Annotated in this window: 8 protein-coding genes; 7 read left to right on the top strand and 1 reads right to left on the bottom strand. The window is 39.3% G+C overall.

The genetic code is table 11. The annotated features are described in order from the left end of the window. The first annotated feature begins 10 nt into the window (after positions 1-10). Both Q360_RS0119725 and Q360_RS0119720 read left to right on the top strand, forming a co-directional pair. Entirely contained in the window at positions 11-508 is a 498-nt protein-coding gene (locus Q360_RS0119725; protein ID WP_027078626.1) for an IS1096 element passenger TnpR family protein, read from the top strand. Between the two features lie 190 nt (positions 509-698). Next, positions 699-1,757 carry a nucleoid-associated protein gene (locus Q360_RS0119720; RefSeq protein WP_027078625.1) on the top strand — a complete coding sequence of 353 codons (1,059 nt, stop codon included), beginning with the start codon at positions 699-701 and terminating at the stop codon, positions 1,755-1,757. A gap of 137 nt (positions 1,758-1,894) precedes the next feature. Here the strand turns inward: Q360_RS0119720 and Q360_RS0119715 are convergent, their stop codons facing one another. Then, positions 1,895-2,977, bottom strand: coding sequence for a hypothetical protein (locus Q360_RS0119715; RefSeq protein ID WP_027078624.1), 1,083 nt, complete (start codon positions 2,975-2,977; stop codon positions 1,895-1,897). A gap of 212 nt (positions 2,978-3,189) precedes the next feature. Here Q360_RS0119715 and Q360_RS26830 point away from each other — a divergent pair, with 212 nt between their 5' ends. The 5 genes from Q360_RS26830 (at position 3,190) to Q360_RS0119690 (ending at position 24,324) form a co-directional block, all read left to right on the top strand. Continuing rightward, the gene (locus Q360_RS26830) at positions 3,190-16,251 is read left to right on the top strand and encodes an ice-binding family protein (protein WP_051554818.1); all 13,062 of its coding nucleotides are present in this window, start codon (positions 3,190-3,192) and stop codon (positions 16,249-16,251) included. Between the two features lie 269 nt (positions 16,252-16,520). Then, entirely contained in the window at positions 16,521-19,646 is a 3,126-nt protein-coding gene (locus Q360_RS25480; protein WP_084273507.1) for a galactose-binding domain-containing protein, read from the top strand. Positions 19,647-19,741: 95 nt separating this feature from the next. Further along, on the top strand, positions 19,742-20,644 hold the full coding sequence (locus Q360_RS0119700) for an ABC transporter ATP-binding protein (RefSeq protein ID WP_027078623.1): 903 nt from the start codon (positions 19,742-19,744) through the stop codon (positions 20,642-20,644). 12 nt (positions 20,645-20,656) lie between these two features. After that, positions 20,657-21,490, top strand: a complete 834-nt coding sequence (locus Q360_RS0119695; protein ID WP_027078622.1) for an ABC transporter permease — start codon at positions 20,657-20,659, stop codon at positions 21,488-21,490. Between the two features lie 125 nt (positions 21,491-21,615). Beyond that, positions 21,616-24,324, top strand: coding sequence for a T9SS type B sorting domain-containing protein (locus Q360_RS0119690; protein ID WP_027078621.1), 2,709 nt, complete (start codon positions 21,616-21,618; stop codon positions 24,322-24,324). Positions 24,325-24,411 lie beyond the last annotated feature (87 nt).

The following is a 24,411-nucleotide window of genomic DNA, read 5'->3' as shown; positions in this document are numbered from 1 at the left end:
AAATAAAGGCATGGTTTATAAAATTAGGATAATACTGGATGCGGAGGAAGATATTTTCCGTGATTTGGAAATTGAAGCCCATAATTCCTTGGAAGACTTTCACAATGCCATCACACAAGCATTCGGATTTTTAGGAAACGAGATGGCTTCGTTCTATACTTGCGATGAAGAATGGAAACAGGACGAGGAAATTGCACTTTTTGACATGAGTGAATCCGGTTCTGATGTTAGGCTGATGAACGAAACCTTTTTAGAGGACATTATTACCGAAAACACACCAAAACTTATATATGTATACGATTTTCTAAGCATGTGGACCTTTTTTGTTGAATTGGCCGATGTGGTAGATAAAGAAGATGGCCGCACCTATCCTAATATACTTTTTAGTTTTGGGGAACTACCAGAAACCCCACCGGAAAAGAAGTTTGAATCGGAAAATAGTGCGTTTGATTTCGATGACACTTTTGATAATTATGACGACCTTGATTTTGACGAAAACTGGAATTAATAAACGAGCCGGGGATTCAACTACCTTATTATCATAAAAACAACACCGCATCAGTAAACGTTAATTTTATTATATCTTTAATTGATTAGGGTAAGTCGAAATTGACATAAATTAGGCACCTTAGAGATTTCCACTACTACTGAATTAATTTAAGGATACATGTGGAAAATGAAAACAAAAGAACTACTACATGATTAATTTATACGCCACACAAATAGAACACATCTCCATTCACAAAGTAGGGAACAAGAATAAAAACGAAGGGGTATTTTTATCTGAAGAACCCTTTTTGTTAAACGATGAAACCACAGGACTTTTAAAGGAATATTTTTTTAAACCTTTCCGGGAAAAAGAAGAAAACTATTACAAACTTACCAATGAAGTAGATGTAGAATTCAATGAACTTTATACCATTGTAAGTACCATTTTTGAAGATAGTGCTACTAGTCATCAAAATTCTAAGAAGATTGCTACACATCTTTTTGAGCAATCCAATCATCCACATATCAAAAGTGGAGAAGTATATGTAGCCTATTTAACCGGTATTCTTTTAGACAATCAAAAAGTAGATGCCGTAGGTATTTTTAAGAGCGAGTTAAAACACGACTTTCTGCAGTTTCAAGAGAACAGCTCCAGTTTGGACATTATTGTACAGCAGGGCATTAATATTAATAAATTGGATAAGGGATGTCTTATTTTTAATATCAATAAAGAAGAGGGCTACAAAGTCCTTTCGGTAGATGGGAATAAATACGATACCAAATATTGGCTAGCGCATTTCTTGGGCGTAGATGCCTTGTCAGATGATAATTTTAAGACTAAAAACTACCTTAAACTTTGTCAGAACTTTGCAAAAGATGTGGTGTTACCTGCTGAAGACAAGCAGCAAGAAGTATTGTTTATGAACCGAGCGGTTAACCATTTTGCCAAAAACGATGCCTTTGAGGAAACCAATTTCTTGAACGAGGTAATATCAAACCCAGAACTTATTCCTGAGTTTAAACATTATAAAACTGAAAAGGGACCAAAATATAGCATACAAGACGTTTCCAACTTTGATATTGCCAACAAAGCAGTGTCCGATGCTAGAAAAAAAATAAAAAACGTTATTAATCTGGATACTAACATTCAGATTAAAATGGACTTCATAAATCCAGAATCAGCCGAGAAATTTGTAGAAAAAGGCTGGGATGAAGAACGACAGATGTACTATTACTTAGTATATTTCAACAAGGAGGTAAAAAGCTAAGCAACTAGATTTATAAAACCCATGGACCCTCTATAAGAATAATTATAGTGGTTTTTATACATTGGTTTTTTTGATTTAGATGCTTTTACGGTTTACTAATTACTTCTTATTATTACCAATTACTTTTCACTATTGGCTCAAATCTTAATACTGTGTTCTATAATTTGTTTCATACTCACATCCTCATAATTTCTTTTTACAAATTGTAGTGCCAAATCTAAAATTTGTCCCATTGTCCTACACTTTTTAAAATCCATGTCTAGGGTTAGCTCATAGATTTGCTCACGTAACAAAATTATGTTCTCCTTGGTAGAAATTTTATCAGTTTTGACTATAGCCCTTAACTTTTTTATACGATTTCCAGAACTTAAGATTCTTTTTGCAACGATAGAGCGTTCCTCCAATTTGTACTGGGCTACAGAATCTGAACGCAGCTTATTAGCCACGAGTTCAACCATGTGCAAATTTTCTTTAAAAAACTGAGGTCTGTATACCTTTAGCTTCCCTTCAAAACACTGTTGGTCAAAATCAATTGCTCTAATCCTATAGACCACATGGTCAAAATCATGTACAGGAACTATAACATAATTATAGCTTCGCATATCGCCCAAAAGCCTAATCATACAACGCTCGTTGAACTTTACAAACTCCTTAGCTAGCTGAGATTTCTCAGATTCAGAACATTTAGGTAACATTTTTTCTATAAACTCATCGCCTGGTATTCCAGCAATATGCTCTTCTATCAAGGTATCCTTATAGACCAAAAAATTTAGGTTATACGGGGAGAGCATGTGCTCCAATTCCAGTCCATAAATTCGGGATGCATCAGTCTTTTTGATATAGAAATAAGTGAAGTTATCGTTCAAAATATTCCTAATTTTTATTCGAAAAGGTTTAGAGTTTCCAAAGGTGCAGAAATCAACCGCATCCACGTTCAAATATTGGTTAATATTATCGCTTCCATCAGAATGTAGAATGGAGTATACCTTCTTTAAGCTATAATCTATCTCCTTTCGATCATATTCAGAATAATATACCCTTATCCAGAGGGTATCCTCGTCGTTTTTATCATAGACTACGACAGAACCTGCGAAGCGAAGTAAATCGTCATAGAAGATAGGTATCTCGATTTTTCGATTATAGTTAGACAAGTAGTCGTCCAATCTTTTATTCACCGGATAGGCTGGTTTTTTCTTGGACATTAAACGTTCTTCCATAATCATCAATTTTCACGATAAAGGTACAAATTAAGCGGCAAGTCAAATAGAATTGCCCCATATGGATAAAGACCATAAATATGGGCTGTTACAAATACCCTTCCTATTAAAAAAACCCTGTACACAACAGCAATCCGATGGTTGACAACAAAACGTTGCCTACACGGCTATAAATTGGTTTTTTAGCGTACAATAATCCAAAGGAATAGCATTTAATGAAAAAGATACTTTTAATACTGGCAGTTTTTTTTGCATTTGTTGGGCATGCACAGCTAAGCGATCTTCACTATTTACCACCCATGAAGCAAGGTCAAAATAAACAAGCAATTGACCGACAAGCGATTTATCTTTCTACGCCAGAACCTACAACTTTTACGGTAAATGCATACCGTGGTACCAATACGACTGTAATTGCAACTTTTAATATTTCAAATGTTTCTCCTGCGGTCTACACTTTAGGTAATGGTGATAACAATATTACCTTGGTTACTAATGCCAATACCGGAATTGTTTTAAGCAATAGCGGGCTTCGTTTTGAGTCTCCAAGTAATAATAAATTCTACGTGAATTATAGAGGTAGTAGTAATGCCCAATCAGCGTCACTTACGTCCAAAGGTAGAGTAGCCATGGGAACCAGTTTTAAATGGGGCGGTGTACCCAATCTAGGAAAACATCCTTCTAAATCCAATACTTTAGGGATAATGGCGACCGAGAATAACACCACAGTAACCCTTTCTGGTTATGACCCCGACTGTGAATTTAGATTAGGGAATAATGTAGCAGGAATTACAGCCGACACATATACCGTAACACTAAACGCTAACGAATCTTTTGTTTTTGAAAACTACGTAGGTAATTCACCAACAGTAGCAAATAGCCAAGGTTGGATTGGAGCATCCATCATTTCGGATAAAGATATTGTGATTAGTAACGGTTCCATGAACTTTGGTAGACAAACAGGTGCGAGTAACCGTGATGCCGGAATTGACCAACCCGTACCAGAAAACCGATTAGGAAAAGAATATGTTTTTGTTAGAGGAAACGGAAATGCAAATGGATGGACGGAATTTCCGCTATTAATAGCCGTTGCAGATAATACCCAAATCTTCATTAATGGCTCTATAACTGCGACTGCAACGCTTAACAATGGCGATTATTTTGAGGTGCCAAGCAGCTTTTACTCTTCAACTACGGTAGGAGCAAACATGCTAATTGAAACGTCTAAAGATGTCTATGCCTACCAATGTATGGCTGGAGCTAGCACCGCCTACACACAAGGTTTAAACTTTGTTGCACCGGTAAACTGTTTGTTGCCAGATGTAATGGACAATATTCCAGATATAAGAAACATGGCGGGCACTAATGTAACTGGTGGTTTAACCATTATCGCAGCGGTAAATACTCCCGATGAAAATATTGTGGTAAGCAATGATGCTTCCACTATACCATTACCGGCTTCGGTTCCTGTAGCAGGATCTTCAGATTGGAAGACATTTTTCATACCAAACCTTAGTGGTAATATTAGTGTACAATCTACAGGGCCAATGGCAGTTGGATTTTTTGGATATAGCGGTGCGAGAGGCGTTGCAGGATACTTTTCCGGTTTTGATACCGTACCTGTTGTAAATTTAGAAATTAGAGGGGGTGGCGGTTGTTTACCGAATGCCGATATTCTTGAAGTTACAGGTAATTTTGACGCCTATGAATGGTATGAAGATGGAGTTTTAATCCCAGGAGAGAACGGCCCAAGTTTTCAGCCATCAAAAGCTGGTGATTTTTATTGTAGCGGAACCAAAGGTCCATGTACCTACGATTCCCAAACAATTTCCGCTTACTATTGCGATTCAGATGTGGTAATCAACAAATCAATAGACAAACCAGAAATAATAGAAGGAGAAACTGCAACTTTTTCGTTAGAGGTGAAAAATTTTAGTACTGTTCCATTAACTAATCTTCAAATTACAGATAATTTACCATCAGGGCTCACCTTTGTATCTGCATCAACTACTACAGGAACTTGGAGTGGTAGCACATGGAATATCGGTACCTTAGATGGTGGTGGAACAGCTGTTTTGCTTCTTACAGTAAGAGGAGATGAAATTGATACCCTTCCTCTTATCGGTTTAATTAACACGATAACCCATACACAAGACCAAGTCGATATAAACATAACAGAGGATACCCCTTCTGCCAGAATAACCATTCATAATGATTATGATAATGATGGTGTAATTGATATTACAGATGTAGATGATGATAACGATGGTATTTATGATGACGATGAATGTTTCGTAGATATTTGCTTTGAACCTATAGTAAACGAAAGTTTTGAGAATCCAATAATTCCTAATAATTCCTACCGCATTTTGCATGAAAGCGCAATTGAAGGCTGGTCAACCACGGCCACAGATGGCAGAATTGAATTGTGGTCAGACGGTTTTTTAGGCGTTCCAGCTTTTGATGGTAATCAATTTGCAGAACTTAATGCCAACCAAAACTCCGCACTTTACCAAAACCTTTGTTTGACACCTGGTACAGTGATGGCTTGGTCTTTAAGACATAGAGGTAGAGCAGGTGTAGACGTTATGCGGGTTCGAATAGGCGCAGATTTGGCATCAGCTACAGTCCAAGCGACCATGAGTGATGATAATGATGCTTGGGGCTATTATTCCGGGTTTTACACGGTGCCAGCTGGTCAGGTAAATACTACATTTATTTTTGAGGCCGTTTCAACAGCAAACGGAAGCTTATCCGTTGGAAACTTAATAGATGATATTCAAGTAACAATCGCTGATGTTCCAGTCTGCAGTGATACAAACAATGATGGTATTCCAGACAACTTAGACCTTGACAGCGATGGTGATGGCTGTAGTGATGCAAACGAATATTACAAAGACCTTAATGCCGATGGCGGTGACGGAGGCGAATATGCTTCAGGTCCTCCAGCTGTTAATCCAGATGGTAGTGTTATAGCTGCATCTTACATTAAGGTTTTTGCTCCAGAAATCATACTTGGCAATACCTCCGAAGATTTAGGAGGTTCGGATATAAACGGACAAGATGTAAGTCTTGGACAAACTTTAGAATATGTACTTCGTTTTCAAAACACGGGAGATGACAATGCTACGAATTACACCATACGGAATATTTTACCAGATAACGTCACCTATAATAGTGTTGATATATCAAACGCACCAAATGTTATACCTTCATTTGATTTGCCTAGCCAAACACTAACCCTCACTATTCCAAATGATTTAGTAGAGGTTGGCGATCCTGAGTATAGCGTAAGGATAGAAGTTACTATTGCATTAAACTGTTCTGATTTTGTAGCTGCATGTTCTTCTAGTTTGGAAAACAATGCCTTTTCTACGTATCAAGGCGTTTTGAACAACGGCACTTTTACAGATGAAAACGGATCTAATTCCATATCAGGATGCCCACAAACACGAAACATAGCGAATAATTCTATTTTTAACGACCTATCTAACTGTAACCAAGCAAGAACTGTCCAGTTATGTGGTGACAATGTTATTTTGGCAGCAGGTTCTGGATTCACGACCTATAACTGGGTATTGGACGCTAATGGTAACGGCCAAGTTGACGGCAGTGAGACCTCGATTAATGATGGTGACCCGGATAATGACCCGAGCACCCTTTTAGTAACGACAGTTGGAGATTACATTGTTGAAAAATCTAGCAACGGTAGCTGTCCAAATTTGGCAGAACAAATAAAAGTAGAAGGTTTTGGGTCGACACAAACCAACCCAATCGAAGACTACTTCAATCAAGTAAATACAGATAATAATCCAGACAACGATTTGCAAGGTGAAATTGTAACCTGTTCCATAGATGGCGATAATCTAACTAAAATATTCTTGTGTGGCGTTGATGATGAAGCGACTATTCAATTGGGAATAACAGATGCCCAAAGTATAGTTTGGCAAAAATTAAATGCGAATAGCTGCAGTAGTACTGGCGATGATTGTGCCAACAAAAATGGGACCTGTACCTGGAGTACTGGAGTAACTCAGGATAATTTTACGGTATCGGAAAGTGGTGAATATAGGGTAGTAATCAATTACCAAAACGGTTGTTTTAGTCGTTTCTATTTTAATGTCTTCAAGAATGAATTGGATGTTACTTATACAGCGGAAGACATTGTTTGTACTACCGATGGTTCTATTCGTATTACCAATGTAGGTTCTGGTTATGGTTTCCAACTAGTAGATGCTATTAATGGCAATATTATTGTTCCTTTCTCCGCTAACAACGGTCCTGACTTCAATATAGTTAATAATGGAACGTATAAGGTACAAGTTACCCAATTAGATCCTTCGACTGGGGAACCTATAGGAGCTGGTGGTGAGACATGTTCAAATGATTGCGCACCTGTTGATGCTTTAGATATTTTAGGAAGTCTTAAAGATTTTGCATTTTTTACTAGTATTGGTGCTGTGTCAAATACTTCTACATCTAGTATCGTTGGTGATATTGGTACAAATAATGGTGCTATAAGTGGTTTTGGAACTTCAACTCATACGAGTAATGACGGCACTCCAGGAACGCTTTTCACTGAAGACGCTGTTACAGCACAAGCAGTCATAGACGTAGATAACGCTTATAATTCACTTATGGCGTTACCCAATACGGAAACTGCACACACGCCCGCTTTTGGAAGTGGAGAAACGCTAAATTCCGGGGTTTATTCGATAGCAGCAGCAGGATCTTTAGCAGGAGCTATAACCTTAGACGGTCAAAACAATCCAGATGCAATATTTGTTTTCAAGTTTGCAGGGGCATTTACAGTAGCAGCACAGTCAAAAGTAATCTTAACTAATGGAACGAAGCGTTGTAACGTTTTTTGGCTTGGTGGAGCAGGAGTCACCACTGGTGCAATTAGTATAGGTGCTGACGCAAAATTGAAAGGAACATTTCTTTCCCATGGCGGAGCCTGTACCTCAGGCGCAAATACAAGTATCGAAGGAAAAATGCTTTCTACAGGTGGCGCAATTGGCTTTAGTACGGGTGTAATTTATAATGATACACTTTGTTTTTCCGGTAATTGTTTGTTTGAAACAGCAGATATTGGTATTCAAGAGCTTGATTTTCAAGTAAATATAACCACAACTCCCGCAGATTGTAATCAACTTGGAACTATCAGCATACAGGTCTTAAATGTAGTACCTAACTACAGTTATGAACTTCGTTTGGATGATGGAAGCAATGGAGGCCTTGGGTCATTAGTAAGCAGTCAACCTGCCTTGAATAATGACACCCATGTATTCTCCAATGTGAATCCAAATAACTATATTGTTGTAACGCGAACAGATGATGGCTGTTTGGATTCACAACAAATAGTCGTTAACGATACGCCTGACGTAAGGTTGATAGCAACTAACTCACAAAACATAACTTGTGCCTCTGGTATTGCTACCTTAACACCAAGCGGGGGTGCACCAAACACTACCTACCAAATGGCTATTTGGAGTAAAGATGGGGTTGACTTATATGCAAATCCATCAGATATACCCGCAGCAGATTTACAAAGCACACCAAACGTTTTATTTCGCGATAGTACTGATGCTGGTGATTACGAATTCGTAGTAATTGATAGCAACGGATGCTTTGCGGTATCAAATAGTATCACAATTGAAGATTTAGGCAACCCAGTAATAACAGCCTCAAATACAACAATTACCTGTGCAGATTCTGGCACAGCCAATCTTACCGTGAATGTTACTGGTGGGACAGCTCCATATCGATATAGTTTAGATGGAGGAGTGAACTACCAAACCACGGATACTTTTTACAATCTTGCAGCAGGTTTCTTTACAATTACAGTGATGGACAGCAGCGATAACGGAGGTGTAGGTTGCGTTGAGACTTTAGATTATGAAGTCACCCAACCATTCCGTTTAACAGCTTCTCCTTCCATTATAGAAGATGCCTTTTGCGACCCAAACGGCGCATTGGTGAAAATTTTGAATCCAAATGGAGGTCAAGCACCGTATGAATTTAGTTTTGACGGAGGTAGTACTTTTGGATTTACAGACGAACTACGATTATTGTCCGGTTCTTATCAATTGGTATTAAGAGACAACTTAGGATGTACTTATGATATGGATATTACTGTTCCAAATCCTATTGCAGAGCCTAGTTTTAGTCAAGCCGTAGACTATGATTGCACTGGAACGGGCACTATCACCATGACTCCATCCAATACCTCGGATTTTAATTACACCTATTCCTTAAACGGTACGTTGAACGCACCAGTGGATAATAATACATTTACTAATGTAGCTGTAGGAACCCAAACCATAACTGTTGGTTATACTGGGAGTATTGCGCCTAACCAAAGCACCTTATTCTTTGAGAATTTTGGAACAGGACCAAATACTCAAATTGGGGAAGTTGGACCAGGCTATTGCTATGAACCCCAAGATGGCAGCACCACAAGCTGTAATCTAGGTCCTGCTGGTATCTTAGTAGACGGCGAATACTCGGTAACCAATAACGTTACCAATCCAATTCCCGCCTACCGAAATCCAAATGACCATTCTGCGCTAGCAGACGGACGATTCCTCGCTATAAACCCGAGTAATAATCTAGTTGGCACGAACAGTATTGTTTGGAACAGGACTACTATAGAAGTACTTCCAAATAGGGATATTGATATCTCATTCTGGGCTTACAATTTGCGACAGACAGGTTCTGTTGGTAACAATCCAGAAATTTTAATAGAATTAGTAGACACCTCTGGTAACGTTCTAAGCAGTTTTGCAACGAATGAAATACCAAAAAATAATAATGCAAACGATTGGCATGCGAGAGCAGCAACATTAAATCCTGGTGCAAATACAGTTATTAGTATCGTCTTAAGGAGTAGTCAACTCAGTGATGATGGTAATGAATTAATACTAGACGATATACAAGCTTCGCAAGCACCTGAAATTTGTGAAAAAACTACAGACATTACTGTCTTGGTCGAAACAGGGCAAGCCTTTGTAGCTAGTTTACTTAGCACAATAGACCCAAGCTGCAGCACAAGTGCGGATGGGGCTATACGATTTGAAGTTGCCAATTTTGATACTACAACAGGTTTTGAATACTCTACGGATAGTGGTGCTACTTGGACGACTTCTTTAGTATCTCCAGTTACTACACCAGCAACCTTTGCTGCCGCCGTATATACAATTGAAGTACGTAAAGCAGCTGATAATTCTTGTATTACAGACTTCCAAGCTACAGTAACCGCCCCCGCTCCTATTGTACCTCAATTAACTCAAATAGCAGACTACACCTGTTTTAATACGGGTGGCACTTTAGAAGCTTCAGCAACTGGAGGAAGTCCTATTTACGAATATCGCTTGGAAGACGTAGGAGGTGCTGAAATAGCCGCATATCAAACCAACCCGAGATTCACAAATATTCCCGATGGTGATTATCTTGTACGTGTTCGAGATACTAATGGTTGTGAGGCATTATTACCTTTAAGTGATGCAGTAACAATTGACCCGCCGGCTACCATCACTTTTGATGTAGCACCTGTTGCCTGTTATGATGGACAAAACAATGCTTCTATTACTATTCTGGTCACTGCTGGAAATGGTGGATATACCTTTAGAATTAGTGGTGGTGCTTGGATGACCCCTACCCCGGCTACAGCAACGGACTATACATTTACAGGCTTATCAAATGGTTCTTATGATATTGAGGTAACAGATAGTTTTGGATGTGTTTCTCCAGTTGAAACCGTACTTATTTCTCCTATTCTTTTAGCTCAAATAGACGTCGTTGATGCAAGTTCATGTGGCGATGGTAGTATCACAGCAACTCCTTCTGGCGGATTGGGTTCCTATGTGTATGCCTTTTTACCAACTGGAACTGCGGTTCAGGATAGCGATTTTGCAGCGGCTAATAGCTTTTCCGTAACAAACGCGACCATTGGTGACTTTGATGTTTATGTTAGGGACAACAGTTCAACAGACCCGTATTGTCAGTTTTTAGAAACTAGAACTGTAGCTAGTTCTCCTGTTCTTGCCTTTACTGCTTTACCTACAGACGCCGTTTGTTTTGGAGATGATGGAAGCATTGATGTGAACATTACTTCTGGGCTTGCTCCATATACCTATCAATTAGTAGATATCGACCATAGTACTTCTGATGCTACACAGACCGGTGTTATGTCTACTTCTAAAACCTATTTTAACCTTACTCCTGGAGCTTATAATGTCATCATTACGGATGCTGCAGGTTGCTCGGTAACAGTGAATGGGGCTACTATTGACGAACCGATTGAATTGACTGCAGATTTAGAATCTATTTTATCTGATGATTGTGCCCCTGCAACTGGTTTTAGGTTTACAAACTATCCCACCACATTAAATGGAAGTTTACAATTTAGTTATGATGGAGGATCAACTTGGCAGACATCAGATACTTTTGATGCCCCTACATACACATTAACATCTGGTAATGCAGTTGATCCATCTATAAGAACTGTGGATGCTTCTAACAATGAATTATGTAGAATTAATTTACCTCAATACATTATAAATTTCCCGCTAGACGATTTAGATATTTCAATATCGACAGTAATTAAAAACTGTACTGAATTAGAGGTTACCGTACAAGGAAACGAGGGTACTGCCCCTTATCAATATACCTATACGGATAATCCAGCTACCTTTAATGCTGTAACCCCAGCAAATCCATGGTCAACTCCTGCTAAAGGATTATCTGATCCAGAAGTTTTTGCGGGTTTAATACCTGGAAGAACATATGTATTTTATGTAAAAGATGCGAATGGTTGTATTAGACAAAGTGAGCAGAACGTAGCAGAATTACAAACTAACCCGATAGATATTGATGCTGTATTTCAACCTGCTTGTTCAACATTAGATAATGGACAAATCACCTATACATTGATAGATAATATAGCCCCTACGGAACTTCATATGAGATGGGAATTATATAATTTAAGTGGAAATATTATTCTGTCCAGTGGTAATGGAACAACTTCAAGTTTAGCTGGTAATATCGTTAATTACGCTTCTACTATTAATATAATCGACCTAGCTCCAGATGAATATTATATTGTTGTATCAGAAGTAAACAGTGGAATAGATACATGTATTTCTGCTTCGGAAAACCTGCTTTTAGAGGAATTAGACCCCATAACAGCAACACTGAACCCATTTCAACATATCAGTTGTGAGAATCCAGGACTAATCCTAGTAGAGAATATACAAGGTGGCGGCGGTACGTACAATTACAACGTTAGTGGCCCAGGAAGTTTTACACTTACTGGCACTACGGACAACCCAATAGAAATTCCTGCTAACTCCTTAGCAGGTCTTTATAATGTTCATGTTAGAGACCAGTATGGTTGTTCATATGACTTAGGGGATGTAACAATGAACTTATCCGCCAATCCAACAATAAATACAGTCGTGATAGATAATTGTAGTGCAGCAGCATCAGTGACTATTTCGGCAACTACAGGTGCTGCATCTATGGTATATTCCTTGGATAATGGAACTACGTATGTTAATAATGGTGGTATTTTCAATAATGTTACCCCAGGAAGTTACACGGTCTTTGTAAAAGATGGTCACGGTTGTACAGATTCGCGTGCGATTACTGTAAACCCAAATCTTCAAGCAACAGCATCACTTACTCAAAATTTAGGTTGTGGTACAGGACAAGAGGCAGAATTGACCTTATCTATATCCGCTGGGTCTGGTAATTACGAGTATGAAATTACCAACACCTCAGGAACAGTGATTAGTAGGCAAAACATGGCCACCGTTTCTATAGCTACTTTAGTAACAACGGCAGACACCTATACTATAAACATCTATGACGTAGGAACCAGTAGTCCTGAATGTAGCCGTTCGTTTACCGTAATTGTACCACCGGCGGTTCAACCTAGTTTCACTGCTATCCCAACAGATGTAACCTGCAACAACGGCAGTGATGGCACGATAGCAATCACGGAAAATAATAATGGCAACAATCCGTTGACCTATAGCTTAGTTCCAAACAATGGAAGCTTCAATGCTGCAACTAGCACCTATGTAAACCTTCCTATTGGTACGTATAGCATAACAGCAACAGCCCCTAACGGATGTACAACAACACTAAATAATATTACGGTAAATGAACCCAATCCTATCACTTTTGATCTACCAACGGTAACTCCATTTGTTTGTAGCACTGGTAATACCCAAGACAACGCAACTATTACTATTGACTTATCCAGTATTGCAGGAGGGTCGGGAGTCTATACCCGTTATCAGTTTGTAGAAAATGGCAGTGGCACCGTAGTACAAAACGGAACCAACAGCAGTTATATCTTTACAGATATTGCTGGCGGGGATGTAATGGTTCGCGCATACGACGAAAATGGATGTGTAGGAGAACAGTTGGTTAATGTACCCGCTTATGATGCTTTAGAAACGCCGACCATAACCGTAGATGACACCATCTCTTGTAGCAATTTAGGAGAGGGTATTTCTATAGATATTACAAGTACTATCACCAACTATACGAGTCATCCAGGAAACTACGAGTTTAGGATGTTGCCAACTGGCGCATTCCAAGCCTCAAATGAATTTCCTAATCTGCAACCTGGGAGTTATACCTTTACCATAAGGAATATAGCAACCAGTTGTGAAATTACAGCAACCCATTCCGTAGCAGACCCAAACACGTTTGATATTACCGTTGATAAAGTTACGGATGCCATTTGTTTTGGTGATGATGGCAGTATTACACTGACTATGACAGACGCAACCTACACCGGTGGTTTTACATGGCAAATATTCAATAGTAATGGCACGCCTGCCGACCGTTCCGATGATGGACCGGCAATAATGAACGGTAGTTCTGCGAACATGGGGCCAACGGCTAGTATACCTGTTCCTAGTGGTACTTATATAGTAGAAGTAATCCAAGATGCTTTCCCAGATTGTTCTCAAGTACGGTCCTTTAGTATTACTACCCCGCCTGCAGCGCTTACTTTAGATACGATAGAGCGAACAGATGCAGGTTGTAGCAACGACAGGGGTTCGGCTTCGATACAACCTTTAGGCGGATTAGCACCTTATGATATCCAATTAACAAATACGATAACCAGCACGGTAAGTAATGCTACCGGAGTAAATGCAAATTTGTTCCAAAACTTAACAGCCGGTGAATATAGCATTAGCGTAACCGATGCTTTAGGATGTACTGAAACATTTGTGAATGCTTTTGAACTTTTATTGCCAGATGCTATCAATGGAAGCATATCCCAAACAACTTTGGAATGTCAGGGAGATACAGATGCTTCTCTTTCTTTAGCACTGAGCCCAAGAAATGTAAGCAGTTCCTATAGGTATATTTTAAATAGCTATAGTGATGTTACAGGAGGTACTTTATTACGAAGTACAGCAAGCCAAGTTGGTGACACCTTCCCTAATTTGGATGCAGGATTCTATACTATTGAAGTATTGGATACGATGGGATGTACTTTTGAATCGGTAATAACAGAAATTGTAGAGCCAATCGATGTCAACGCACAGTTGTTGACTACCCAATCTATTGGGTGTCTACAAGGAGCTACATTGGTCTTAACAGCAGAAGGAGGCACAGCACCCTATACTTGGAGTGCGGATGGTTCCACATTTAATCCTATGAACGGATCAAACGGCCCTGATACGCACGAATTCCTAAGTGTGGTGGCAGGCACTTACCAATACTACGTTCAGGATAGCTTTAACTGTCTATCTACTATATCTAATGAAGTAGGTGTAAGTACTATTGAAGACCTTAGTGTAACTCTTAACACCTCAGCAGCAGTCATTAATTGTAACGGAGAAAACACCGCTTCTATTGATGCAGTAGCCGATGGTGGATTAGGGAATTACCAATATGGATTATTCGCTGACGCTAGCTTAACGAATGAACTTAGACCCTACCAGACAAACGGTCTTTTTGATAATCTGACAGAAGGCACCTATTATGTGAGTGTATTGAGTAACGACTGTCAAGTCACATCAGAGGTACTTACGATTACAGAACCGGAAGTCTTGGTAGTCATCCCAACAATTACGGATGTTCTGTGTAATGGTGACGATAACGGTAGTATCGTAATAAGTATGGAAGGCGGTACTTCACCGTACCAGTACGCTATATCCCCAAATCTGAATCAGTTCGATGAGGTCAATAGCTTTGAAAACCTTGCTCCCGGAGACTATTCGGTTATCGTGCAGGATAGTAAAGGTTGTTTTGAACTGATAGAATTTACGATTACCGAACCAGACATTCTAGAAATGGAAGTTACAGTAACACCGGAATATTGTGTTGGCGAAGCCGATGGGGTAATCACCATTGCCCCAACGGGTGGAACTGCCCCTTACAGCACAAGTCTTAACTCCAATAGCTCGGCAGACTATACTGAAGACCTATTCACCTATGCCAATCTTACAAGCGGCGATTACATTGTCTTTGTAAAAGATGCCAATGGTTGCGAAACCAATCAGACGGTGATTGTCGCGGAGGGCGTTAATATCAACGCAACTGTAGAAGTCATATATGATTGTCCCGATGGTGCCTTGGGTAACAGCATCCAAGTAACTTTAGAAGATAAAACAGAACGATTATACCTATTATTTGCATTGGATAGCACAGATCCAAACGATCTGCAACTTGAACCCGATTTTACGAATATTACACCAGGTTCCCATATGCTAACTATTGCTCATGATAATGGATGTACTAGAACCTTCCTATTTGAAGTTGAAGCTTTTGAGCCTCTACGTATTTCCTTGGAGCAACAAAGCTTAAACGAGATTACTGTTATAGGAGCAGGCGGTAGAGAAGGATATACCTTCTTGTTTAATGGAGTTGATAACGGTGATGATAACACTTTTTACATAAGGGAAACAGGGAACTACGAAGTGACCGTCCTTGATGAAAACGGCTGTGCTGCTACGGCTAACATATTTATGGAGTTCATAGATATCGAAATACCTAATTTCTTTACCCCAAATGGTGACGGGCAAAATGATATTTGGCTTCCAGGGAACATTGAACAATTCCCAGAGTTATTCCTTAATATTTACGACCGTTATGGCCGTTTGGTATTTAGGTTAAAGAATAGTCCTGAAGGATGGGATGGGTTCTATCAGGACAATACGCTACCTACAGGAGATTATTGGTATGTAATTAAGCTAAACGGAGAAGACGACACCAGAGAGTTCGTAGGAAACTTTACCTTATATCGATAAAAAAACGCAATAACCAACACAACCAAAGCTCTGGTATACCTTTTAAAAGAGATATACCAGAACTTGTTTACATCTATATTTCAAGACTATGTTGTGCGGCGTTAAGCTGACCATTTTTATAATTCAACAACTACCCTACCCTACTAAATACAGGGATAACAACTCCGAACCCTACTAAATACAGGGATAACAACTCCGATGCATCGGTTCATAACAAATAATTGCTAGACCACCTAAAACTTGATTTCTTTACCTAAAACATTGTTATAATGGGAAAACAGTTTTGGCTCTTCTGTGTTGTACTTGTAGTAGTCAGTTTTAAGGGCTACTCACAATTGAGCGACCTTCACTATTTACCACCTTTAAAACAAGGTTCTAATAACGCGGCTATTCAGGACCAAGCTATTTATCTATCCACACCTGAGACTAGTCCTTTTACGGTAAATGTCTATAGAGGAACCGATGCTATCGCTATTGCCACATTCACTCTCTCCAATGCAAGTCCAATTACATATACGCTTGCAGATGGAAATAACAACATAACCTTAGTAGATGATAACAACACCGGTATTGAACTGACCAATAGCGGACTACGATTTGAGGCCCCAAGTGGCAACAGTTTTTATGTTAATTATAGAGGCGTTTCAGGATCGCAAGCGGCCTCGTTGACATCTAAGGGAAGGGCAGCAATGGGTACAAGTTTCAAATGGGGTGGTGCGCCTAACCTAGGAACGCATGTATCCAAGTCCAATACGCTGGGTATTATGGCCACCGAAGACAATACGACCATTATCTTATCGGGTTATAATCCAAATTGCACTTTTAGACTCGGCTCCAATAAAAATGGAATTACCGATAATAGTTATCAAATTATATTGGACGAAAATGAATCATTCGTTTTTGAAGCTTATTTAGGCAATACTTTCACAGTTGCACAAAGTGAAGGGTGGTTGGGAGCCTCTGTCGATGCCGATAAGGATATCGTTATCAGTAACGGTATGATGAATTATGGTCGACAAGCCGGAGCATCAAATCGCGATGCTGGAATAGACCAACCTGTACCTGAGGACAGATTGGGTAAAGAATACGTATTTATTAGGGCAGGAGGACTTGACGATACAGAGTTTCCTATCATCATAGCTACCCAGAACAATACTCAAATCTTTGTCAATGGTGCTGCAACTCCATTGGCTACGATCAATGAAGGAGATTTTTTTATGGTACCAGGCAGTAATTATTACTCTAACGCACCGGGGGCCAATATGTACGTCCGTACGTCTAAAGATGCTTATGCATATCAAAATCTTGCAGGTAGCACAGGGGTACAGACCGCCGGATTGAATTTTGTTGCTCCTCTAAATTGTTTACTACCAGATACCGTAAATAACATTCCGGACATTACTGATGCCGCAAATACGACTTTAACAGGTGGTATTACTATCATCGCGTCCACTACAACACAAGACAGCAACATTATTGTTACCGATGGTTCAGGAACGGTTACCAAACCCGCTTCAGTTACTATTACAGGAAATACCAATTGGAAAACGTTTTATATTCCAAATCTGACGGGTAATGTTGATGTACAATCGACCGGACCTATAGCCGTTGGTTTTTTTGGTGTTAATTCAAACCGTGGATTAGCAGGCTATTTCTCGGGATTCGATGTTGCTCCAAATGTAGATTTACAGATTACAGGCACGCAATGCCTACCAGGTGCAAATTTGGAAGTTATTGGCGAAACTTTCGATGCTTATCAATGGTTTTTTGATGGTACTCTTATCGCGGGTGCTACGAGTACTACATATAACCCAACAGTAGCAGGGGATTATTTTGTAAGAGTAACCAAAGGGCCTTGTGCCTATGACTCCAACAATTTACAAGCGTATTACTGCAACCCAGATATACAACTCATAAAAACAGCAAATACCCCTACTGTAAATGAAGGAGACACCGTAACTTTTACCATTACAGCCCAGAACTTTGGAGTAGATCCAACCACCAATTTAGTTATTACAGATGTTTTACCGACTGGGCTGTCTATAGTCTCAGCTTCACCAACTGTTGGTTCTTGGTCCTCTCCTAATTGGACAGTAGGGACACTAACCAGTGGCACCTTGGAAACGATTACAATAGTGGCTTTGGCAGACGCTAATAATCTAACAATACCCACCCAATCAATTGTTAATACCGTCACTAATGCACAAGACCAAACAGATAGTAATAGTACTGTTGATACCCCGTTAGTTTCAGTAAGCATCTTAAATGATTTTGACAATGACGGAGTCATGGACATATCTGATTTAGATGATGACAATGACGGTATTTTAGATACTATAGAATGTCCATTAAATGATATTAATCTGGCTCTTGCCGGAACTGCAACACTGAGCTCTACCTATCCAGGTGGTGATGCATCAAAAGCAATAGACGGAAATACAAATAGTAATTGGTTTGAAGGTTCTGTGGCACATTCTGGCGGCAGTACAAACACAGATTGGCTAACCATTGATTTAGGTAGTAGTCAACTTATTGACGAAATACACATTTGGAACCGAACAGACTGTTGTTCGGACAGACTTTCTAATGCCTACGTTATGGTATCCAATATGCCGTTTCCGACCAATACGAATATTAGTCAATCCTTAAGCAATTCAACTTTCACCTTCCAACTTGAAAATACAAGCGGACTCACTCAAATCATTATATCTGCTGGTACTACTGGAAGATATATACGTTTGCAAATGGCAGGGAATATAAGTGGTAAATATATAAACATAGGAGAACTACAGGTCTTTGGACCAGAAACTTGTAACTCAGATTCAGATACTATTCCAGACATCTATGATTTAGATAGTGATGCAGACGGCTGCTCCGACGGCAACGAAGCCTATAACGACTCAAATGCTGACGGTGGTGATGGTGGCGAATACGGAACAGGAACACCACCAGTAACGAATGGCAACGGAACGGTTACCGTAGCGGCCTACCCTAGCCCGGCAGATTTAGACAACAACGGCACATTTGATTTTCAGGAAACAGGTACAGGGCCAACTATTTCGGTTGGCCCTGTACCCCAACGTGTATTTTTAGGTAATGACGGTGCCATGGGACTTTCTTCATCCGATACCGATACGTACCAATGGGAAGTGAGTACAGACGGCGGAACTACATTTACCACCATTACCGAAGGAAGCGAATATATAGGAGCACAAACCGATGCTTTGACCATACTATCGCCTGATTTAGATAAAAACGGTTTTATATACAGAGCTATCCTTTTAAGCAACACTTTCGTCTGCGGGCAAACCCTAACTAATGAGGTTGTTTTATCTGTTGGACCAAGAACCATAATTACCAATAGGCGTATTACGGTTCGAGTCAAAAAGAACTAATAAGAACCACTATTCTTTTAATCTTTAGCAGAAGATTTGTAACAATCGATTCGATTTTTCGTCATATAAATATATCAATTAAAACCAATCAGACTTTGGAGCATATATTAACGGTAAAAAATCTTACTAAAAAATTTGACTACCTAACTGCTGTAAAAGACCTTTCGTTCACTATAGAAAAAGGGAATGTATACGGTATTTTAGGACCCAACGGGAGTGGCAAGTCTACTACGTTAGGAATCGTACTAAACGTAGTCAACAAAACAAAAGGAGAATTTTCTTGGTTCGACGGAGCTATCTCTACCCACGAAGCCCTTAAAAAGGTGGGAGCCATAATCGAACGACCTAATTTTTACCCCTATATGACTGCGGTACAAAATCTGAAATTGGTCTGTAAAATTAAAGAGGTCCCAAATGATAAAATCGAGGAAAAGTTAGCACTAGTTGGCCTTTTAGACAGAAAGGATAGTAAGTTTAGAACCTACTCTTTAGGAATGAAACAACGCTTGGCTATCGCATCTGCTCTACTTAACGATCCGGAAATCTTAATCCTTGATGAACCTACCAATGGCTTAGATCCACAAGGAATCCATCAAATTAGACAAATCATAAAAAAGATTGCATCTCAAGGGACTACCATTTTATTAGCGTCGCACTTGTTGGATGAGGTAGAAAAAGTATGTTCCCATGTGGTAATTCTCAGAAAAGGTGAGAAATTATATTCCGGTCGAGTTTCGGATATGTTGGCCTCCCACGGTTTTTTTGAACTAAAATCTACCCAAACTGAGGCGCTTATCAACCACTTAAAAGGCAATCTAAGCTTTGGCGAAATCAAAACCCAAGACGGACTCATTACTGCTTTCTTAAAAGAGGATATTAGCGCGGAAGATTTCAACCGTTCTCTTTTTGACAAAGGAATTGTACTGTCCCACATGGTCAAACGAAAAGAAAGTTTGGAAGAACAATTCTTGGAACTCACCAAAACTCAATCAAACTAAGCCATCCAACCCATGATACGATTACTAGAAATAGAATTCATAAAACTGTGGAACAATAGGGCCAGTAAGGTCCTTATAATTTCCTATTTTATTTTACTTACCTCCATCGCTCTCGTAGCCGCAATAAAATTTGATATCGGACCCATAAAGTTCCATTTGGCTGATATTGGCATCTTCAATTTTCCATATATCTGGCATTTTAACACTTTTATAACCGCCTTTTTTAAGTTATTCCTAGCTATCGTCATTGTCTCTATGATGGCAAACGAATATAGCAACAAAACCATAAAACAGAATCTGATAGACGGACTATCCAAAAAAGAGTTTATACTTTCTAAATTCTTAACTGTCATTTCATTTTCGGTACTATCGACGGTCTTTGTATTTATAGTATCCTTAATTCTTGGCTTGGTGTATTCTGATTTTGATGAACTACCGATAATATTTTCAGATCTTGAATTTATACTTGCCTTTTTTGTGAAGCTCATGGGATTCTTCTCCTTTTGCCTTTTCCTGGGTATACTGGTTAAGCGCTCAGCATTTGCCTTAGGTTTCTTGATCATATGGCAAATATTTGAAGGTATCGCAAGAGGATTAATGCAATGGAAATTATTCGACGGTGCTACCACAGATACTATTATGGGCTTTTTTCCACTGCAGTCCATGTTTAATCTAATAAAGGAACCTTTTACCAGACTAGACGCGGTACAAACCGTAGCGGACCAAGTAGGGGAAAAAATAAACCTTAACTACCATGTGCATTGGTACGAGGTTTTAATCGTTTTAGCTTGGACAGCAATTTTCATCTATTTATCCTATGCCCTATTGAAAAAAAGAGATTTATAAACCGCATCGTATTCCTTTATTTTTAGTGAAGGTTATCAAATGCATCATTCGTTTTTCCTATTTACTAGGTATACGTAGTGTTCAAAGACCTATTTTAATTATATTGTAGGGCTATCGAGTGCGCTATGAACAAAATAAGACCCTTAGTTTTCCTAATCGGTTTCATGTTCCCATTTATATTTTGGGGACAAGGTGAGACGTCAAATTGGTACTTTGGAGAGCAAGCTGGACTCCAATTTAATAATGATGGTAGTGTCAACGCGCTTACAGACGGCCGACTGAACACCTTTGAAGGTTGCGCCACCATTTCAAACCCCTTTGGCGACCTATTGTTTTACACCGATGGTATTTTAGTGTATGACAGAAACCATAATATCATGGAGAATGGTAACGGTTTATATGGTGACCCCTCCAGTACACAGTCGGCCATCATTGTACCAAAGCCAGAAGACCCCAACATCTACTATATATTTACTGTAGATACTTCAGTTTTTGATGGCGATCCAGATAGAGGTCTTAATTACTCTACTGTTGATATTTCGCGTAATGATGGTAATGGAGCCGTAATTGAAAAGAATCGTAGACTTTTACAAGACTGCTCCGAAAAAATTGCTGCTGTAAGAAAGAATTGTTTCGATAAATCTATCTGGGTAATTACTTTGGCCTCTGAAAACGGTAGGCTACCCATGTTTGATACGTACCACGCTTTTGAGATAAACACCGCTGGTGTTACAGAAACATCGATAAAAACAAGGTTTCCAGATTTACAAATAGAAGACCCTAGGGGAGCATTAAAATTTGCGCCGAACGGAGCAATGATGGCTAGTGCTAATATGTTCTATGGTCTTCAGTTATATGATTTTGATTCGGAAAGTGGTCTATTTTCTAATCAAAGACAACTTTCTATCAATGGAACCGACCAGCTGCCTTATGGTATTGAGTTTTCTCCTAAAGGGCAGTACTTGTACACCCACACTACGCAGTTTTTAGAAAATGAAAGCTACGTTTCGCTCCTCGTCCAATTTGATGTTTTAGCCCAAAATATTCAAAATTCACAAGTAGAATTAGACCGTAAGCCTATTTTTAGAGGGGCTCTTCAAATTGGTAGTAACGGAAAAATTTATCGCACGTTATCCAATGATTATAATAACGGAACCCCCTTTCTGAGCGTCATCAATAGCCCAGATCTTAAAGGAATAGCCGCTGATTATGCCCATAGGTCCATTTCACTAAATGGAAAAACAGGAACACAAGGGCTACCACCATTTATACAGTCATTTTTTGACAAAACAGATCTTATCGTTGATGAAAACGGCAATACCACTAACTTTTTAGAACTGTGCGAAGGAGAAGCCTTTGCCTTAGAAACAGAGGCGATTTCAGGAGCAGCGTACAACTGGTCAAAAGACGGCGTACCATTTAACAATCCGGATGGTGCCAGATTACAAATTGATGTTTCCGAACAGATAGATGCAGGTAGATATCAGCTGGAAATCATATTTTCCGACCCTCAAGAATGCCCAGTTATTGGTGAAGCATTGATTCTGCTGCGACCAAAACCGGAAGGTGGTATACTACATCTTAAGCAATGTGATATAGACAGTAATAGCTCGGATGGGATTACCTCCATAAACCTCAATCAGCTCACCAATAGTTCGCCAGATACCTATACGTTTTATGAATCTGTTATGGATAGAGAAAATAACTTAGCTATAGAAAACACCCGAAACTACACAAATAGCATACCTTTTAACCAAACCCTATATTACCAAATAGTGAACGAAGAAGGCTGTTCAAATATAGGGGCCTTAGAATTAGAAATCATACCCATCCCATTTTTATCTGAAAATTCAATTACAGTTTATGAGTGTGATTTAGACCCTGAAGACTCGGAACTAGTATCGGTATTTGACCTAACTGCCTTAGCAATGAATCAATTTTCGGGCTTCGAAGTTTCCTTCTACAGCACCCTTGAAGATGCCACCCTGGAAGAAAATTCACTAAATCAAACGCCTGAAAGTACTACAGCATTAATTTATGCCCGTTTGGAAAATGACAACCAGTGTGAAAATATAGTCAACATCAACTTAATCGTAAATCCTACACCAACTGTTGAACTACAGGAAAACTACCTACTGTGCACCAATGAGCCAAACCTAACCATTAAAGCTCCAGAAGGCTTTGATTTGTATAGCTGGACGAAAATTTCAGGAGGTACAGAAGAAATTATTAGCACAGCGTCAAGCTTAATGGTGCCTGAAATAGGAATGTATAACCTAACTGTAGGATTTAGCTACCCCAGTCAGGATACCAATTCAACATGCGAGTACACTTTTACATTTATGGTTTCCCCTTCCAATCCAGCTACCATAAACCAAATAGAAGTAGAAGACTTGGTAGAAAATAATACAATACAAGTATTCGCAGAAGGAGATGGTGATTACGAGTACGCAATTGATGGTGTGAGTTTCCAAGTCGATAATTTTTTTGATAACCTTTCCCCAGGTGTTTACGAAGTTACCGTTCGGGATAAAAACGGCTGTGGAAATACCTTAGAAAAAACTGCCGTAATTGGATATCCTAAATTTTTTACTCCAAATGGAGACGGAATCAATGATCACTGGCGGCTCATAGGTATGGATGAGAATTTTAAAACAAACTCCTCGATTACCATTTTTGATAAGTATGGTAAACTAGTTGCACATTTAAACGAGGGTAACCCAACATGGAACGGAACCTGGAACTCGGGGCCATTGCCAGAAGATGACTATTGGTTCAAAATAAAGCTAGCAGACGGTAAGGAGCTAAAGGGTCATTTTTCTTTAAAACGATAAACGGGAATTTCTTTTAAACGCACCTAAACGTATTTCATTTCAAGCTATAATTAAATGCAATGGCATACATTTCTGAAACGTCGTTTT

This window comes from Maribacter antarcticus DSM 21422, from assembly GCF_000621125.1.
Classification (GTDB): Bacteria; Bacteroidota; Bacteroidia; order Flavobacteriales; family Flavobacteriaceae; genus Maribacter; species Maribacter antarcticus.
This window is presented reverse-complemented; position numbering and strand designations above follow the sequence as displayed.